A 16,661-nucleotide genomic window follows, 5' to 3' on the forward strand; every position below is an offset into this window, starting at 1 on the left:
GACGGAAATGGCATTGGACGTCGGCTATGTCAGCGCGATCGGGGCGGGAGCGATTTCGTTCCTGTCACCTTGCGTGCTGCCGTTGGTACCGCCCTATCTGTGCTACATGGCCGGCGTGTCGGTCGACGATTTCCGCGGCGAAGCCGGCATTGCGGCAAAGGCTGGCGCGCGAGGCGCGCTGGTTAATTCCTCCATCGCCTTCGTGCTCGGCTTCTCGACCGTCTTCGTCGCGCTGGGCGCCGGCGCCTCCACTATCGGCCATCTGCTACGGGTCTGGCAGGAGCCGCTGGCAATGGCGGCCGGAGTGCTGATCATCCTGATGGGGCTGAATTTCCTCGGCGTATTGCGCATCCCTTTGCTTTCACGCGAGGCGCGCTTCCAGTCACAAGGCAAGCCGGCCAGCCTGATCGCCGCTTACGTCATGGGCTTGGCCTTTGCCTTTGGCTGGACGCCCTGCATCGGCCCGGTGCTGGGGCCGATCCTGACGCTTGCCGGCGGCCGCGAGACGGTGGGCGAGGGCGCGCTGCTGCTTGCCGCCTACTCGCTCGGCCTCGGCATACCGTTCCTGGTCGCGGCGCTGTTTTCCGGCGCCTTCATGCGCTTTCTCGGGAAATTCCGCGTCCATCTCGGCCGCGTCGAAAAAGCCATTGGCGCGCTGCTGGTCGTGGCCGGCGTGTTTTTCCTGACCGGCGGCGTGCAGGCGGCGTCCTATTGGTTGCTCGAGAATTTTCCGGTGCTGGGGCAATTGGGATAGGTTTGCCGCCCGGCCGAGGCGCGAGGCCGTAACTGCGGCACAAGGTACCACAGCTACGTGGTCCGTTCAGCCTCCGAAATAGCTTGGCTGGTCGATATCGACGATGAGCCCGGGTCCGCTCGGCGCCCAGCCCAGCAGCGCGCGGGTTCGCTCGCTTGAAGTCGGGACATCCATCGCCGCGAACATCGTGAACCAGCCAAAATGATCGCCGGCCTCTTCGGCGGACTTGGCGACGACCGGCACGTTCAGGCGCCGGCCGATCACGCCAGCGATGTCCTTGAACGGCACGCCTTCTTCGGCGATCGCGTGATAGCGCCCGCCACCGGCGCCATGCTCGAGCGCAAGCCGGTAGATGCGGGCGGCATCGAACCGATGCACGGCGGGCCAGCGATTGAGCCCTTCGCCGACATAGGCCGACACGCCCTTCTTGCGAGCAAGGTCGATGAGGATCGGAACAAAGGCGTGGTCGCCCTGGCCATGGACCGACGGCGGAAGGCGGACAACCGACGCGCACACCCCGCGTGCCGCCAGCGCGGCGGCTGTCGCTTCGGAGGCGCGGGGATACGAAGCGGAAGCGGGGACAGGCGCATCTTCCTCCGTCGCGATACGGCCCCGCGCCTGGAGCGCGGTTCCGGAGGTGACGAGCAGGGGGCGCTCGGAGCCTTCGAGTGCACCGCCCATCGCCTCGATGGCGCGCCGGTCCATTTCGCAGTTTTGCGCGAACTTCGAAAAGTCATGGTTGAACCCGGTGTGGATCACCGCATCGGCGGCTGCCGCACCCCTGCGCAGGTTCTCCAGGTCTTCGAGGTCGCCTCGATGCACCTCGGCTCCAGTCGCGGCAAGCGACTTGGCCGACGCCTCCGAGCGGGCGAGGCCGAGCACCTGATGGCCGGCACCGATGAGTTCTTGAACGACGGCAGAACCGACGAATCCGGTCGCTCCGGTAAGGAAAACACGCATCACGACTTCTCCTTGTTCATTTCTGACCACGACCATGTTCGCGGCCCGGTGGCGTCGTGATAGGCGCTTGAGAAAATACGATCTATGCGGTAAAGTCCGTATTATCTTCGCAATCGTCCGGAATGACCCATGGATCCCCTTTCAGATGTGCTCTCGCTGCTGAAGCCGCGAAACTATATGTCGGCCGGCTTCGATGCAGGTGGTGAATGGTCGATCCAGTTCCCCGACCAGCAGCAAAGCATCAAGACGGGAGCGGTGGTCTCGGGCCGGTGCTGGCTTTCGGTGGAGGGCGTTGCCGACGCAGTGCACCTTGAGACGGGGGACTGTTTCCTGCTGCCGAGCGGACGGCCTTTCCGCCTTGCAAGCGACATGGGCCTGGCGCCTGTTGAAGCCGTCAAGATTTTTCCGCCAGCGCGAGCCGGCGGTGTCGTGACCCACAATGGCGGCGGTGATTTCTTTCTGGTCAGCAGCCGCTTCGCGCTTGGCGGCAATCATGCCGGCATCCTGTTGCGGATGCTGCCAGCCATTGTGCATATCCGCAAAGAGTCGGACCAGTCTGCGCTGCGCTGGTCGGTGGAGCGGATGATGCAGGAGCTGCGCGAGCCACAACCGGGCGGCTTTCTGGTGATCCGGCACCTCGCCCACATGATGCTGGTTCAGGCGCTGCGGCTGCATCTTTCGGAAGGATTGAAAGGTGGCATCGGCTGGCTCTTTGCCCTGGCGGACAAACAGATGGGCGCGGCGATCAGCGCCATGCACGACGATCCGGCGCATGGCTGGACGTTACAGGAGCTGGCGGAACGGGCCGGCATGTCGCGATCGACCTTTGCGCTTAGATTCAAGGAGACGGTCGGCGCATCGCCCATGGACTATTTGACGCGCTGGCGAATGCTGCTGGCCGGCGACCGGCTGACGAATTCCAGCGATCCCGTCGCCGTCATCGCGCTGTCGCTCGGTTACGAATCCGAAAGCGCCTTCAGCACAGCCTTCAAGCGGGTCATGAACTGTTCGCCACGGCAATACGGTCGTGGCCGAGCCCCCGGCTTCGCATCACGCAACGAGGCGGAAGCCGCCTGAGCCGATCGGCTTGAGCGTCTCGCGGGTTGGAGGTTCCACCGTCTCACCGGAATTTAACCGCATTGGTGCAGCATGGCGCCGGTGCTACCAACGCTTCGATTCCAGACTCCTTTCAACGGTTGCTGTCCCCATGAGCCAGAGATCCTGCCTGTCCATCATCCTCGCTGCCGGTGAAGGCACGCGCATGAAGAGTGCGGTGCCGAAAGTGCTGCACACAATCGCCGGCCTGCCGATGGTTGCCCACGTCGTCAAGGCGGCTGAAGCCGCCGGCAGCGGTGATCTGGCGCTGGTGATCGGCCATGGCGCCGACGAGATGCGCAAGGCGGCACTCAAGTTCGCGCCGAAGGTCGAGACTTTTGTTCAGGAAAAGCGCCTCGGCACCGCGCACGCCGTGCTTGCCGCGCGGGCAGCGATATCAAGGGGTTATGATGACATCCTGGTGATGTTTGGCGACACGCCGTTAATCGATCCGGAAGCACTGGCGGCGGCGCGGCTGAAGCTGGCCGAAGGTGCGGCTGTCGTCGTGGTCGGCTTCCGTACGGAAAATCCTTCGGGCTACGGCCGGCTTATCGAAAAGGCCGGCAAGCTCGTCGCCATCCGCGAGGAGAAGGACTGTTCGGACGAGGAGAAGAAAATCACCTTCTGCAATGGCGGGCTGATGGCGGTCGCCGGCAGGCATGCGCTGAAGCTGCTCGATCAAGTCGGCAGCAAGAACGCCAAGGGCGAGTATTATCTCACCGACATCGTCGAGATCGCCGCTGCGCAAGGACTTGATGTCGTCGCCATCGAAGCCAGTTTCGAAAATGCCCTCGGCATCAACAACCGCGCCGAGCTTGCCCAGGCGGAAGGCATCTGGCAGGCGCGCCGGCGGCATGAAGCGATGCTTTCCGGCGTGACGCTGATTGCGCCAGAAACCGTGTTCTTCTCGCACGACACCGATATCGGCGCCGATACGATCATCGAGCCCAATGTCTGGTTCGGGCCGGGCGTGAAAATCGCCACGGGCGCCAAGATCCATGCCTTCAGCCATATCGAAGGCGCAACCATCGCGTCGAATTGCGATGTCGGGCCGTTCGCGCGGCTGCGGCCCGGGGCCGATCTGAGAAACAAAGCCAAGGTCGGCAATTTCTGCGAGGTAAAGCAAGCGATCGTCGAGGAGGGCGCCAAGGTCAACCACCTGACCTATATCGGCGATGCCCGCATCGGCGCAGGCGCCAATATCGGCGCCGGCACCATCACCTGCAATTATGACGGTTATTCGAAATTCTTCACCGATATCGGCGAGGGCGCCTTCATCGGCTCGAATTCCTCGCTGGTGGCGCCGGTGTCGATCGGCAAGGGCGGCTACATCGCCTCGGGCAGCGTCATCACCGAAAGCGTGCCCGACGATGCACTGGCCTTCGGCCGTGCCCGCCAGCGGACTCTGCCCGGCAAGGGCAAGGAGTTGCGCGAACGGTTCGCTTCGGCCGCGGCTGCCCACAAAAAAGGATAGCCTAACGGAACTCAGCGACAAGCTGGATTTCCCCAACGATTGCATCGTTGAAGGCGGACAGGTCTTCGGCCGGGATCCAGTATTCCAGATGTGCCCGGCTGCCGGCATGCTGGACGCTGTAACGGTCCAGAAAGCTGCGGCGCACCTCGAAACGGGTCACGAAACCTGATCCGCTCGCGGGCACATTCCAGTCTCGGGCGATCTGGGTGGCATAGGCCTCGCTCGTTACCGGATAGAAGATCGGCTGATCGGCAAGTCGAGGAGGAAAGGCGCGCATCCCTGAACTCTGGATCAACTCCAGTTCGCGTGGCCCAACCGGACGCCAAAGTGTCACCGTGTCAATTCGTTCGTTCATGGCCGCATCATGTCTTTGACTGATTTCAGGAGCCTTTGAGGCGAGATAGGATATATGAGCGGAGAAACTGAGCAATTGCAGTAACCGGATTGCAAGAGCGCTCTGTGATGGTGCATCTGTGCAGGATAGTCCGGCTGATACCGGACGAAATGGAATGTGATTTTTCGCGGTAGCCAGGCAGTCTCTAAATAGTGCCGGGTTTGAAGTCAGAGTCGGGGGAAGCGCCATGTGCGGTATCGTTGGAATAGTCGGTAACTCGCCGGTCGCGCCGCTTATCGTCGATGCGCTGAAAAGGCTCGAATATCGCGGCTATGATTCGGCCGGCGTCGCGACCATCGATCATGGCCATCTCGCCCGTCGCCGTGCCGAAGGCAAGCTGATCAATCTCGAGCGCCGGCTGAAGGACGAACCGCTCGGTGGCACGATCGGCATCGGCCACACGCGCTGGGCAACGCATGGCGTGCCGAACGAGACCAATGCGCATCCGCATTTTTCCGACGGGCTCGCCATCGTCCATAACGGCATTATCGAGAATTTCGCCGAATTGCGCGATGAGTTGATCCGCGACGGCTATACGTTTTCCTCGCAGACCGACACCGAGGTCGTCGCCCATCTGGTGGCGCGCGAACTGGCCAGGGGCCTGAAGCCGGTCGAGGCCGCGCATCAGGCGCTGAAGCGGCTGGAAGGCGCCTTTGCGCTGGCCATCATGTTTAAGGGCGACGAGGATCTGATCGTCGGCGCCCGCAATGGCCCGCCGCTGGCCGTCGGACATGGCGATGGCGAGATGTTCCTGGGCTCCGACGCCATCGCGCTTGCCCCGTTCACCAACTCGATCACCTATCTGGAAGACGGCGACTGGGCGGTAGTGCGCCGCAACGACGTTGCCATCTTCGACATGGACGGCAACAAGGTCGACCGCAAACGCCAGCAGTCGCTCAGCACGAGCTTCATGGTCGACAAGGGCAACCGGCGCCATTTCATGGAAAAGGAAATCCACGAACAGCCGGAAGTGATCTCGCACACGCTGGCACATTATGTGGATTTCGTCGGTGGCGTCTCGAAGCCGCTCGACCTGCCATTCGATTTCGCCAAGATCGACCGGCTGGCGATTTCGGCCTGTGGCACCGCTTATCTCGCCGGGTTGATCAGCAAATACTGGTTCGAGCGCTATGCGCGGCTGCCGGTCGACATCGATGTCGCCTCGGAGTTCCGCTACCGCGAGATGCCGCTGTCGAAGACCGATGCCGCCTTCTTTATCTCGCAATCGGGCGAGACGGCGGACACACTGGCGTCGCTGCGCTACTGCCGCAAGGCCGGCATGAAGATCGGTGTTGTGGTCAATGTGCGCGAATCGACCATGGCGCGCGAATCCGACGTCATCCTGCCGACACTGGCCGGCCCGGAGATCGGCGTCGCCTCGACCAAGGCGTTCACCTGCCAGCTCTCCGTGCTGGCTTCGCTGGCGGTGCGAGCTGGTATGGCGCGTGGAACCATTTCGCCCGAGCAGGAGAAGACACTGGTGCGCGCGCTATCCGAAGCGCCGCGTTACGCCAACCAGGTGCTGAAGCTCGATGGGCAGATCGAAAAGATCGCTCGCGACCTCTCGCACTACAAGAATGTACTTTACCTCGGCCGCGACACCAATTTTCCGCTGGCCATGGAAGGCGCGCTGAAGCTCAAGGAAATTTCCTATATCCACGCCGAAGGCTATGCCGCCGGCGAGCTGAAGCACGGGCCGATCGCACTGATCGATGAGAACATGCCTGTCATCGTCATCGCCCCGCACGACCGCATCTTCGAAAAGACGGTGTCGAACATGCAAGAGGTGGCGGCGCGCGGCGGCAAGATCATCCTGATCACCGACAGCAAGGGCGCTGCACACGCTACGGTGAAGACGATGGAGACGATCGTTTTGCCGGACGTGCCGGAAATCATCTCGCCGATCATCTACGCGCTGCCGATCCAGATGCTCGCCTATTTCACCGCCGTGTTCATGGGCACGGACGTCGACCAGCCTCGGAACCTGGCGAAATCGGTAACGGTGGAATAGGTCTCGTTTAAAAACTTCGCAATTCCAAAGCGCCTTCGGGTTCAGTAGTGTCGCGTTGCAAACACACGCTGCGGTGAACCATGTCGGATGCTCTCAAGACCTCAGGCATGACCCGGCTGAGAAACTATTTCCTGACCGGCTTCGTCGTTTGCGCGCCATTGGCGATCACCGCCTACATTGCCTGGTCGCTTATCGGCTGGGTCGATTCCTGGGTGAAACCCTACATCCCGGTACGCTACAATCCGGACACCTACCTGCCGTTTCCAGTGCCGGGTTTTGGGCTGATCGTTGCCCTGATCCTCATCACCTTTATCGGTTTCCTGACAGCCAATATCGTCGGTCGCGCCATCGTCAACTTCGGCGAGCGCCTGCTTGGCCGCATGCCGCTGGTGCGCGGCATCTACGGCTCGCTGAAGCAGATTTTCGAGACCGTGCTGTCGAACAAGGGCGACATGTTCCGCCAGGTCGGGTTGGTCGAATATCCGCGCAAGGGGGTCTGGTCGCTGGTCTTCGTCGCCAGCGAGAAGGAAACCGAGATCAACCAGAAGCTCGACCAGCAAGGCGATCCGCTGATTGCGGTGTTCATGCCGTGTACGCCTAACCCGACTACGGGCTTTCTGATGTATGTACCGAAATCCGACATCGTGCTGCTCGACATGACGATCGAGGACGGAGCCAAGCTGATCGTTTCGGCCGGCCTGGTGGCGCCGGCGGTCAAAATGGTGACGGTGAACGGCGAGCAGATCCACGGCGCGCTCGCCAATCCGCCGCTCGACGCGATGCCTCAGCCGGCGCGCAGGAGCCGCACGGCCTCGTCGCGGCCGAATAGATAGAGCAGCAGGCGCAGCGCCGTGCCGCGTTCGGACTGCAGTTCCGGATCACGCGACAGGATCAGCCGCGCATCGTCGCGGGCGGCCTCGAGCAGGTCGGCATGCGCCTCGATGCGCGCCACCTGGAAGCCCGGCGTGCCGGATTGGCGGGTGCCGAGCAACTCGCCTTCGCCGCGCAGCTTCAGATCCTCTTCGGCGATGCGGAAGCCGTCCTCGGTCTCGCGCATCACCGACAGCCGGCGTTTGGCCGTCTCGCCAATCGGGTCCTTGTAGAGCAGCACGCAGGACGACGGCTTGTCGCCGCGCCCGACCCGGCCGCGCAATTGGTGCAACTGGGCAAGGCCAAAACGCTCGGCATGCTCGATGACCATGATTGTTGCGTCAGGCACATCGACGCCGACCTCGATCACCGTGGTGGCGATCAGGATGCGCGTTTCACCCTGCTTGAAGGCGCGCATCGCCTCGTCCTTGTCGGCGCCCTTCATGCGGCCATGCACCAGGCCAATCCGATCACCGAACAGCGGCTTCAGCGAGGCAAAACGGTCCTCGGCCGACATCAGCTTGATCTCCTCGGATTCCTCAACCAGCGGACAGATCCAGTAGATTTTCTGGCCATCGGCGACAGCGTCGAGCATGCGGCCGATCAGCTCGTCGAGCCGTTCAAGCGGCAAGGTGACGGTGCGGATCGGCTGGCGGCCGGCCGGCTTTTCCGTCAGCTTCGACACGTCCATGTCGCCGAAGGCAGTCAGCACCAGCGTCCGCGGTATCGGCGTTGCCGTCATCACCAGCATGTCGGGCGCATCGCCCTTGGCAGTGATGGCAAGGCGCTGGTGGACGCCGAAACGGTGCTGCTCGTCGACGACGGCGAACACGAGGTCATGGAACGTCACCGTTTGCTGGAACAGCGCATGGGTGCCGACGACGATGTCGATGTCGCCATTGGCCAGCCCGGTCAGCGTGTCGGCGCGCTCGCGGCCGTTTTCGCGGCCGGTGAGGATGGCGACGCGCAAGCCGGACCGTTCCGCCAACGGCGCAATCGTTGCCAGATGCTGGCGCGCCAGGATTTCGGTCGGCGCCATCAATGCCGCCTGGCCGCCGGCCTCGACGGCACGCGCCATGGCAAGCAGCGCGACCACCGTCTTGCCGGAGCCGACATCGCCCTGCAAAAGGCGCAGCATGCGTTCGGGGTCGCCGAGATCGGCGTTGATTTCGGCAAGCGCCATTTCCTGCGACATGGTCAGCGAATAAGGGAGTGCCGCGCGCAATTGTTCGACTATGCGGCCGTCGCCAACGAGTGGCCGGCCCGATAATCGGCGGACCTTGGCCCGGACCAGCGCCAGCGATACCTGGCCGGCCAAGAACTCGTCATAGGCAAGGCGCCGCCACGCCGCGCCGTCGACGGAGACGTCGATCGGGTCGGCAGGATTGTGGACCCGGGTGAGCGCATCGCCGAAAGCAGGAAAGGCGTGGCGGCGCCGGAACTCGCCGTCCTGCCATTCGGGCAGCACCGGCAGGCGGGCCAGCGCTTGGCCAATCGCCCGGCGCAGCACCTTGCCCGAGAGCCCGGCGGTCAGCGGATAGACCGGCTCGACCAATGGGAGGTTTTCTGCGTCGCCGGCAAGTGCGATATGGTCGGGATGAACCATGGTCGGGCGGCCGTTGAACCATTCCATGCGGCCCGAGACGACGACATGCTCGCCTACGGGCATCGCTTTTTCGAGATAGGCGGCATGGGCATGGAAGAAGGTCAGCGCGATCTCGCCAGTGTCGTCATGGGCGTAGACCCGGTAGGGTACCGACCTGTTGCCACGCGGCGGCGGCTGGTGGCGGTCGATGCGCACATCGAGCGTGACGATTGCGCCCTCGGCCGAACCGGCGATGCCCGGCCGGTTGCGGCGATCGATGACAGTATGCGGCAGCACGAACAAGAGGTCGCCGGCGCGCGCTGCCCGGTCGCCGAGATCCGCCGCCACGACTTTCTCGATCAATACGCCAACCTTCGACCCGACGCCGGCAAGCGAGGTGATCGGGACAAACAGCGGATCGAGGAGGGAGGGACGCATGATGTCAGCTTATGTTGCGCCGGCCGGAGCGCAAGGCTGACACCGCCTTCTATCCACGCTATATGCGCCGCCTGGGCAAGGATGTTGCACGATGACCGGAACGACTCGATCAAGCGAGGGGCTCGATACCCGCCGCCGCAAGCTTCTGTTTCGTTCGTGGCACCGCGGCATGCGCGAGATGGACCTGATACTCGGCAGCTTCGCCGATGCCGAGATCGGCGCCTTGACCGGCGACGAAATCGACCAATATGAGAGGCTTCTCGACATTCCCGACACCGAATTCCTGCCTATCGTCACCGGCGAGCGCCCGGTTCCGACGGATATAGATTGTGCCGTCCTGCAAAAAATCCTGGCTTCGCGCCGGGACATGACCTTCTGAACAACGTGTAGCCATGAGCCTTATCCCTACGATCGGTCTGCCGAAAGGCCGCGCCGGCCAGTTCATTGTCGATGGCGTCGCCGACGGCTACGAAGCCTTTGCGCTGGTGCAGGCTGCGCACGAGATCGCCCCTGACAAGCCGGTGCTTTTCGTGGCACGCGACGGCCAGCGTCTGCCGGCGATCGTCGGGGCGCTTGCCTTTGCCGCGCCGGGCCTGCCGGTGCTGGAACTGCCGGCCTGGGATTGCCTGCCTTACGACCGCGTCTCGCCCGGCGCCGATGCCGCCGCAAGGCGGCTCGATGCGCTGGCAGCAATGATTGCGCTGGCGAAGAGGCCGCACCGCGCCGTCATTCTCACCACCGCGAATGCGTTGCTTCAGCGCATTCCGCCGGCGGAACTCGTCGAGGCGCAGACCTTTCACGCCAAGCCCGGTAACCAGATCGACATGAACGTACTGGTGTCGCGGCTGGAGACTTCCGGCTTCGAGCGGGTACCGACGGTGCGCGGCATCGGCGAATTTGCAGTGCGGGGCGGCATCCTCGATCTCTTCGCGCCCGGATGGGCGGAGGCGCTGCGCCTCGATTTCTTCGGCGATACGCTGGAATCGATCCGCGTCTTCGACACCGCAACACAGAGAACCACCGGCCAGCGCAAGTCGATGGCGTTGCAGGCGATGAGCGAGGTGGCGCTGACGCCGGAAACCATCAGCCGCTTCCGCCGTGCCTATATCGAAGCCTTTGGCGCACCCTCGCGCGACGATGGGCTCTATGCGGCGGTCAGCGAGGGCAGGCGGTTTGCCGGCATGGAGCACTGGCTGCCGTTCTTCTATGAGCGGCTGGAAACCGTCTTCGACTATCTACCCGACGCGCCTGTGGTTTTCGACCATCTGGCGCATGAGGCACTGGCCGAGCGCCACACTCTGATCCTCGACCACTACGAAGCGCGCAAGAAGCAGGCCGACGGCGCCTTGAAGGACGCGGTGCCCTACAAGCCGGTGCCGCCGGATCTGCTCTATCTGTCGCCAGAGAACCTGATTGCCTCGCTTGGCCCGCGCGAAGCAATAGACTTCACGTCGTTCGATGCGCCCGATGCCGGTGCGAAAAAGGTGTTCCATGCCCGCTCGCGCCACGGCCGCAGCTTCGTCGAGGAACGCGCCGACCCTAGCGCCAACGTTTTCGACGTCGTCGTAAAACACATTTCCGACGAGCGCGCTGCACGCCGCCGCGTCATCGTCGCCGGCTGGACCGAGGGTTCGCTCGACCGGCTTGGTCAGATCCTGGCCGAGCATCATCTTGGCAATCTGAAGCCGGTGGCGACGCTTGCCGAAGCCGAAAGGCTTGAGCCGGGGCAGGCGGGACTGGCCGTGCTACCGCTCGAATCCGGCTTCGAGACGGAGAAACTGGTCGTTGTCGCCGAGCAGGACATTCTCGGCGACCGGCTGATCCGACGCTCGAAGCGCAAGAAGCGCGCGTCCGACTTCATCGCCGAGGCTTCGGCGTTGTCCTCGGGCGATATTGTCGTCCATTCCGATCATGGCATTGGCCGTTTCATCGGGTTGCGTACCATCGAGGCGGTTGGTGCGCCTCACGATTGCCTCGAAATCCACTATGCCGGCGATGATCGGCTGTTCCTGCCTGTGGAAAACATCGAGCTGCTGTCGCGCTATGGCTCGGATTCGGCCGAGGCGACGCTCGACAAGCTTGGCGGCGGCGCCTGGCAATCGCGCAAGGCGCGGCTGAAGAAGCGCCTGCTCGACATGGCCGGGCAGCTGATCCGCATCGCCGCCGAGCGGCAGATGCGGGCCGCACCGGCGCTGGTGCCGGCGGAAGGCCTCTATGGCGAGTTTGCAGCGCGTTTTCCCTATGAGGAGACCGATGACCAGCAGACGGCGATCGATTCGGTCATGGATGATCTAGGCGCCGGAAAGCCGATGGACCGGCTGATCTGCGGCGATGTCGGCTTCGGCAAGACCGAAGTTGCACTTCGCGCCGCCTTCATCGCGGCGATGGAAGGCGTTCAGGTGGCGGTGGTGGTGCCGACGACATTGTTGTCGCGCCAGCATTTCAAGACCTTCTCGCAGCGCTTCTCGGGCCTGCCGATCCGTGTCGCCCAGGCCTCGCGGCTGGTCGGCGCCAAGGAACTGGCCGAGGCCAAGAAGGGCATCGCCGAAGGTCAGGTTGACATTGTCGTCGGCACGCACGCGCTGCTCGGCTCCTCGATCTCGTTCAAGAATCTCGGCCTGCTGATCATCGACGAGGAGCAGCATTTCGGCGTCAAGCACAAGGAACGGCTGAAAGACCTGAAGACCGACGTCCACGTCCTGACTTTGTCGGCGACGCCGATCCCGCGAACGTTGCAGCTTGCCTTGACCGGCGTGCGCGAGCTGTCGCTGATCGCTACGCCGCCGGTCGACCGCATGGCAGTGCGCACCTTCATCTCGCCCTTCGATCCGCTGGTCATCCGCGAAACGTTGCTGCGCGAGCGCTACCGTGGCGGCCATTCCTTCTATGTCGTGCCACGCATCAGCGATCTGGCGGAAATCCGTGATTTTCTGCGCGAATCCGTGCCTGAGCTGAAAGTGGCGGTGGCGCATGGCCAGATGCCGCCCGGTGAACTCGACGACATCATGAATGCTTTTTATGATGGTCAGTACGATGTGCTTTTGTCGACCACCATCGTCGAATCCGGCCTCGATATCCCGACCGCCAACACGCTGATCGTGCACCGCGCCGATATGTTCGGACTGTCGCAGCTCTATCAGCTGCGCGGCCGTGTCGGCCGTTCGAAGGTGCGCGCCTACGCGCTGTTCACGCTGCCCGCCAACCGCAAGCTCACTGACACCGCCGAGCGTCGGCTGAAAGTGCTGCAGTCGCTCGATACGCTGGGCGCCGGTTTCCAGCTGGCCAGCCACGACCTGGATATTCGCGGCGCCGGCAATCTGCTCGGCGAAGAGCAGTCGGGCCACATCAAGGAGGTTGGTTTTGAACTCTACCAGCAGATGCTGGAAGAGGCGGTGGCCGAAGTGAAGGATTCCGGCGAGGTGCAGGACGGCGGCTGGTCGCCGCAGATCGCCGTCGGCACAGCGGTGATGATCCCGGAAAGCTATGTCCCGGATCTGCAGCTCAGGCTGGCGCTCTATCGCCGTCTTGGCGATCTCGAAAATACGGAAGAGATCGATGCTTTCGGCGCCGAGCTGATCGACCGGTTCGGGACGCTGCCGGAAGAGGTAAAACATCTGTTGAAGATCGTCTTCATCAAGGCGCTTTGCCGCAAGGCCAACGTCGAGAAGCTCGACGCCGGGCCGAAAGGCGTCGTCATCCATTTCCGCAAGCGGGAATTCCCCAATCCGGTCGGGCTGGTCAAGCTCATCGGCGAACAGGGCTCGCTGGCCAAGATCCGGCCCGACCAGAGCGTCGTCTTCAGCCGCGACTGGCCGACCCCCGAAAAGCGGCTGGCAGGCTCGGCGGTTGTCATGACGCAGTTGGCACGGCTGGTGGAGAAGGCGGCGGCGTAGCAGGGTGTCGCTGGTGCTCTGGGCACAGCCGCACCGGCACTTTCACCGTGCCGTGCCCATTCGCCACGCGGCCAATTCCGGTCTAGAATAGGAAATCGGCTTCGTGTATGGAGCCGCGACCCCATATTGGGCGGATTGGCGGGCGATGGCGTCCGTGCGAAAGAGCGTTGGGTGCTTCGATGACGAAATGGTCGCCGAATTCGTGGAGAGCTAAGCCGATCCAGCAGGTTCCTGCCTATCCGGACCTTGTCGCGCTGAGGAACACGGAAGCCCAGCTCGCCACCTTTCCGCCGTTGGTTTTTGCAGGTGAGGCGCGCAAGCTGAAGAAGCAGCTTGCAGCCGTCGCTGCCGGGGACGCATTCCTTCTGCAGGGTGGCGATTGCGCCGAGAGCTTCGCCGAGCATGGCGCCGACAATATCCGCGACTTCTTCCGCGTCTTTTTGCAGATGTCGGTGGTACTGACCTTCGCCGGCGCGCAGCCGGTGGTGAAGGTCGGCCGTGTCGCCGGCCAGTTCGCCAAGCCGCGCTCGTCCGACAATGAGACCAAGGGCGGTGTGACGCTGCCCAGCTATCGCGGCGACATCATCAATGGCATCGAGTTCGATGCCAAGTCGCGCATTCCCGATCCTGCGCGGCAGGAGATGGCGTACCGCCAGTCGGCGGCGACGCTCAACCTGTTGCGCGCCTTCGCCCAGGGCGGCTACGCCAGCCTGGAGAACGTGCATCAATGGATGCTCGGCTTCGTGTCCGACAGCCCGCAGGGCGAGAAATACGAGTCGCTCGCCAACCGCATCACCGAGACGATGGACTTCATGAAGGCCGTCGGCATCACCTCGGAGACCAATTACGCGCTACGCGAGACCGATTTCTACACCAGCCACGAAGCGCTGCTGCTCGGTTATGAAGAGGCGCTGACCCGCGTCGATTCGACTTCGGGCGACTGGTACGCCACCTCCGGCCACATGATCTGGATCGGCGATCGCACGCGCCAACCCGACCACGCGCATGTCGAATACTGCCGTGGCATCAAGAACCCGCTCGGCCTGAAATGTGGCCCGTCGCTGACGCCGGACGGCCTGTTGCAGCTCATCGACCTGCTCAATCCGGAGAACGAGCCTGGCCGGCTGACGCTGATTGCCCGCTTCGGTTCCGATAAGGTCGCCGAACATCTGCCCAAACTGGTGCGCGCGGTGCAGAAGGAAGGCCGCAGCGTGGTGTGGTCGTCGGATCCGATGCATGGCAATACCATCGAGGCCGCCGGCTACAAGACACGGCCGTTCGACCGCATCCTGAAGGAGGTGCAGACCTTCTTCGAGGTGCATCGCGTCGAAGGCACGCATCCCGGCGGCATCCACATCGAGATGACCGGCAAGAACGTCACCGAGTGCACCGGTGGTGCCCGCGCCATCACCGCCGAAGAGCTGCAGGATCGCTACCACACCCATTGCGACCCGCGCCTCAATGCCGACCAGGCGATCGAGCTGGCCTTCCTGGTGTCCGATCTGCTCAAGAAGAGCCATCCGGTCCAGCACAAGCAGGCCGTCAACGGCTGATGCGATCTGAACTTTGATATATTGAAAAAGCGCCGGAGAAATCCGGCGCTTTTTGTATTCAATCCGGCGGGTGTCGCATTTGCTCGTGCGTAACGCGCGCAAAACTGGAATCCTGCCAAGCGATGGCAATTGCATTGGGAGGCCGAGATGGCTGACAGTCACAGCGGATCATGCTTGTGCGGGGCAGTGCGGTTGCAGACGCGAGGACCGCTACGCGGCGTTATCTACTGCCATTGCTCGCAGTGCCGAAAGCAGAGCGGGCATTTTTATGCCGCGACCAATGTCGCCGATCGCGACATCACAATCGCCGGCGCAGAGAACGTCACCTGGTACGAGGCATCTTCGTTTGCCAGGCGCGGTTTTTGCAAGACATGCGGATCGCTGCTGTTCTGGAAACCGATGGAGGGTGGCTACGTTTCGGTCATGGCCGGCCTGTTCGACGCGCCAACCGGACTTCAAGGGGAATGTCATATCTTCGTCGGCGACAAGGGCGATTACTACGCGATCGACGATGGGCTGCCGCAGTTCGAGAAGTCGACGCCGTCGATCAAGGTAGCAGACGGCTGATTTTTGAAGAGGCCGCCTTATTCCCTTGATCCAGCCATTGCGCTATCCCCTGCCGGTGATTCCGAAGGGTTTTGGCATGCAGCGGCTGATCGACGCTTTTTACAATTCGGTGCGGGCGTTTCGCAAACTGGCCGCCGGCGAGGAGGCCTTCCAGCTGGAACTGGTCCTGCTTGTGCTTGCGCTGCCGCTCGGCTGGTTCCTTTCAGAATCGTGGCGCGGCTATGCCCTGCTGATCGGTGCGGTGCTGCTCATGATCATGATCGAAGTGCTGAACACCGGCATTGAGGCGGCATGCGACGCGTTCAGCCGCGAATTCAACATCGACATCCAGCTAGCCAAGGATTGCGGTTCGCTGGCGGTGCTGATTTCGGTGGTGATCGTCGCCGGCGTCTGGGGCGTCGCAGTCATCGAGCGCATCGTTGGGGTACCGATCTGAGGTTTCAGGCACCACATGCCGGTTAATCGAGGAGACCGATATGGCCGATACCGCCGGATTTCTGCTGCTTGAACGTGAGGGCCTGCCGGACGATCTGCGCTGGCTGGTGGAAAAATATCCGCGCGAGGACTGGCAGGCGCATGCCAACATCCACGGCATGGCCAATATGTGGCTGCAGCGGCACGACATGTTCCGCGACCTTGGCGGCATGCTCACCAACGGCATTGGCGATTATCGTGAGGGCAGGCTGAACGCGCCGGAATTCGCACGCTGGTTCGCGCCGCGCCTCAATCATTTCCTCGGCAATCTCGATGGCCACCACAATGTCGAGGACCATCACTATTTCCCGGTCTTCGCCAGGGCCGAGACTCGTCTGAAGCGCGGCTTCGAAATCCTGGATGCCGATCACCACACAATCCATGAGGGACTGGAGCGCAATGCCGAGGCGGCAAATGCCTTCATCGGCACGCTTCAGGAGAGCGAGGACAAACAGCGCTTCGCCGCCGATGCCTATGCCGACGAGAACAGCCGGCTGATCGCCATGTTGACCCGGCATCTTGCCGACGAGGAAGACCTGATCATTCCGCTGATCCTCGAGAAGGGCGACCGCGCGCTCGGCATTGATTGACGA

At 62.9% G+C, this 16,661-nt stretch carries 14 protein-coding genes; 11 read left to right on the forward strand and 3 right to left on the reverse strand.

Annotated elements, in window-relative coordinates:
• The first annotated feature begins 7 nt into the window (after window positions 1-7).
• Entirely contained in the window at window positions 8-754 is a 747-nt protein-coding gene (locus NKH89_RS01645) for a cytochrome c biogenesis CcdA family protein (protein WP_023720100.1), read from the forward strand.
• Window positions 755-820: 66 nt separating this feature from the next.
• Here the strand turns inward: NKH89_RS01645 and NKH89_RS01650 are convergent, their stop codons facing one another.
• Window positions 821-1,714 carry an SDR family oxidoreductase gene (locus tag NKH89_RS01650; protein ID WP_023720099.1) on the reverse strand — a complete coding sequence of 298 codons (894 nt, stop codon included), beginning with the start codon at window positions 1,712-1,714 and terminating at the stop codon, window positions 821-823.
• Between the two features lie 129 nt (window positions 1,715-1,843).
• Between NKH89_RS01650 and NKH89_RS01655 the strand changes: the two genes are divergently transcribed.
• Both NKH89_RS01655 and glmU read left to right on the forward strand, forming a co-directional pair.
• Window positions 1,844-2,791 carry an AraC family transcriptional regulator gene (locus tag NKH89_RS01655; RefSeq protein WP_352482204.1) on the forward strand — a complete coding sequence of 316 codons (948 nt, stop codon included), beginning with the start codon at window positions 1,844-1,846 and terminating at the stop codon, window positions 2,789-2,791.
• A 130-nt stretch (window positions 2,792-2,921) separates the two neighbouring features.
• Entirely contained in the window at window positions 2,922-4,283 is a 1,362-nt protein-coding gene (glmU, locus tag NKH89_RS01660) for a bifunctional UDP-N-acetylglucosamine diphosphorylase/glucosamine-1-phosphate N-acetyltransferase GlmU (protein ID WP_352482206.1), read from the forward strand.
• Between the two features lies 1 nt (window position 4,284).
• Here the strand turns inward: glmU and NKH89_RS01665 are convergent, their stop codons facing one another.
• Window positions 4,285-4,638, reverse strand: coding sequence for a hypothetical protein (locus NKH89_RS01665; protein ID WP_031194321.1), 354 nt, complete (start codon window positions 4,636-4,638; stop codon window positions 4,285-4,287).
• Window positions 4,639-4,864: 226 nt separating this feature from the next.
• On the opposite strand from NKH89_RS01665, the gene glmS reads away from it, so the two are divergent.
• The gene (gene glmS, locus NKH89_RS01670; RefSeq protein WP_023720095.1) at window positions 4,865-6,688 is read left to right on the forward strand and encodes a glutamine--fructose-6-phosphate transaminase (isomerizing); all 1,824 of its coding nucleotides are present in this window, start codon (window positions 4,865-4,867) and stop codon (window positions 6,686-6,688) included.
• 80 nt (window positions 6,689-6,768) lie between these two features.
• Window positions 6,769-7,521 (forward strand): DUF502 domain-containing protein, encoded by a 753-nt coding sequence (locus tag NKH89_RS01675; protein WP_031194320.1) that lies wholly within the window; start codon window positions 6,769-6,771, stop codon window positions 7,519-7,521.
• Here the strand turns inward: NKH89_RS01675 and recG are convergent.
• On the reverse strand, window positions 7,473-9,581 hold the full coding sequence (gene recG / locus NKH89_RS01680; protein ID WP_352547358.1) for an ATP-dependent DNA helicase RecG: 2,109 nt from the start codon (window positions 9,579-9,581) through the stop codon (window positions 7,473-7,475). The two genes, NKH89_RS01675 and recG, sit on opposite strands and share 49 nt — an antisense overlap.
• A gap of 91 nt (window positions 9,582-9,672) precedes the next feature.
• On the opposite strand from recG, the gene NKH89_RS01685 reads away from it, so the two are divergent.
• The 6 genes from NKH89_RS01685 to NKH89_RS01710 all read left to right on the forward strand — a co-directional run bounded on the left by NKH89_RS01685 (window position 9,673) and on the right by NKH89_RS01710 (window position 16,658).
• Entirely contained in the window at window positions 9,673-9,960 is a 288-nt protein-coding gene (locus NKH89_RS01685; protein ID WP_023720093.1) for a succinate dehydrogenase assembly factor 2, read from the forward strand.
• Window positions 9,961-9,973: 13 nt separating this feature from the next.
• Entirely contained in the window at window positions 9,974-13,474 is a 3,501-nt protein-coding gene (gene mfd / locus NKH89_RS01690; RefSeq protein WP_352908350.1) for a transcription-repair coupling factor, read from the forward strand.
• A 179-nt stretch (window positions 13,475-13,653) separates the two neighbouring features.
• Window positions 13,654-15,027, forward strand: coding sequence for a class II 3-deoxy-7-phosphoheptulonate synthase (locus NKH89_RS01695; protein WP_352482211.1), 1,374 nt, complete (start codon window positions 13,654-13,656; stop codon window positions 15,025-15,027).
• A gap of 147 nt (window positions 15,028-15,174) precedes the next feature.
• Window positions 15,175-15,594, forward strand: a complete 420-nt coding sequence (locus tag NKH89_RS01700; protein ID WP_352482212.1) for a GFA family protein — start codon at window positions 15,175-15,177, stop codon at window positions 15,592-15,594.
• Window positions 15,595-15,670: 76 nt separating this feature from the next.
• On the forward strand, window positions 15,671-16,030 hold the full coding sequence (locus NKH89_RS01705) for a diacylglycerol kinase (protein ID WP_023720089.1): 360 nt from the start codon (window positions 15,671-15,673) through the stop codon (window positions 16,028-16,030).
• 40 nt (window positions 16,031-16,070) lie between these two features.
• Window positions 16,071-16,658 (forward strand): hemerythrin domain-containing protein, encoded by a 588-nt coding sequence (locus tag NKH89_RS01710; protein ID WP_023720088.1) that lies wholly within the window; start codon window positions 16,071-16,073, stop codon window positions 16,656-16,658.
• The last annotated feature ends 3 nt before the right edge of the window (window positions 16,659-16,661 follow it).

Source organism: Mesorhizobium sp. M0923, assembly GCF_040319365.1.
Lineage (GTDB): Bacteria > Pseudomonadota > Alphaproteobacteria > Rhizobiales > Rhizobiaceae > Mesorhizobium.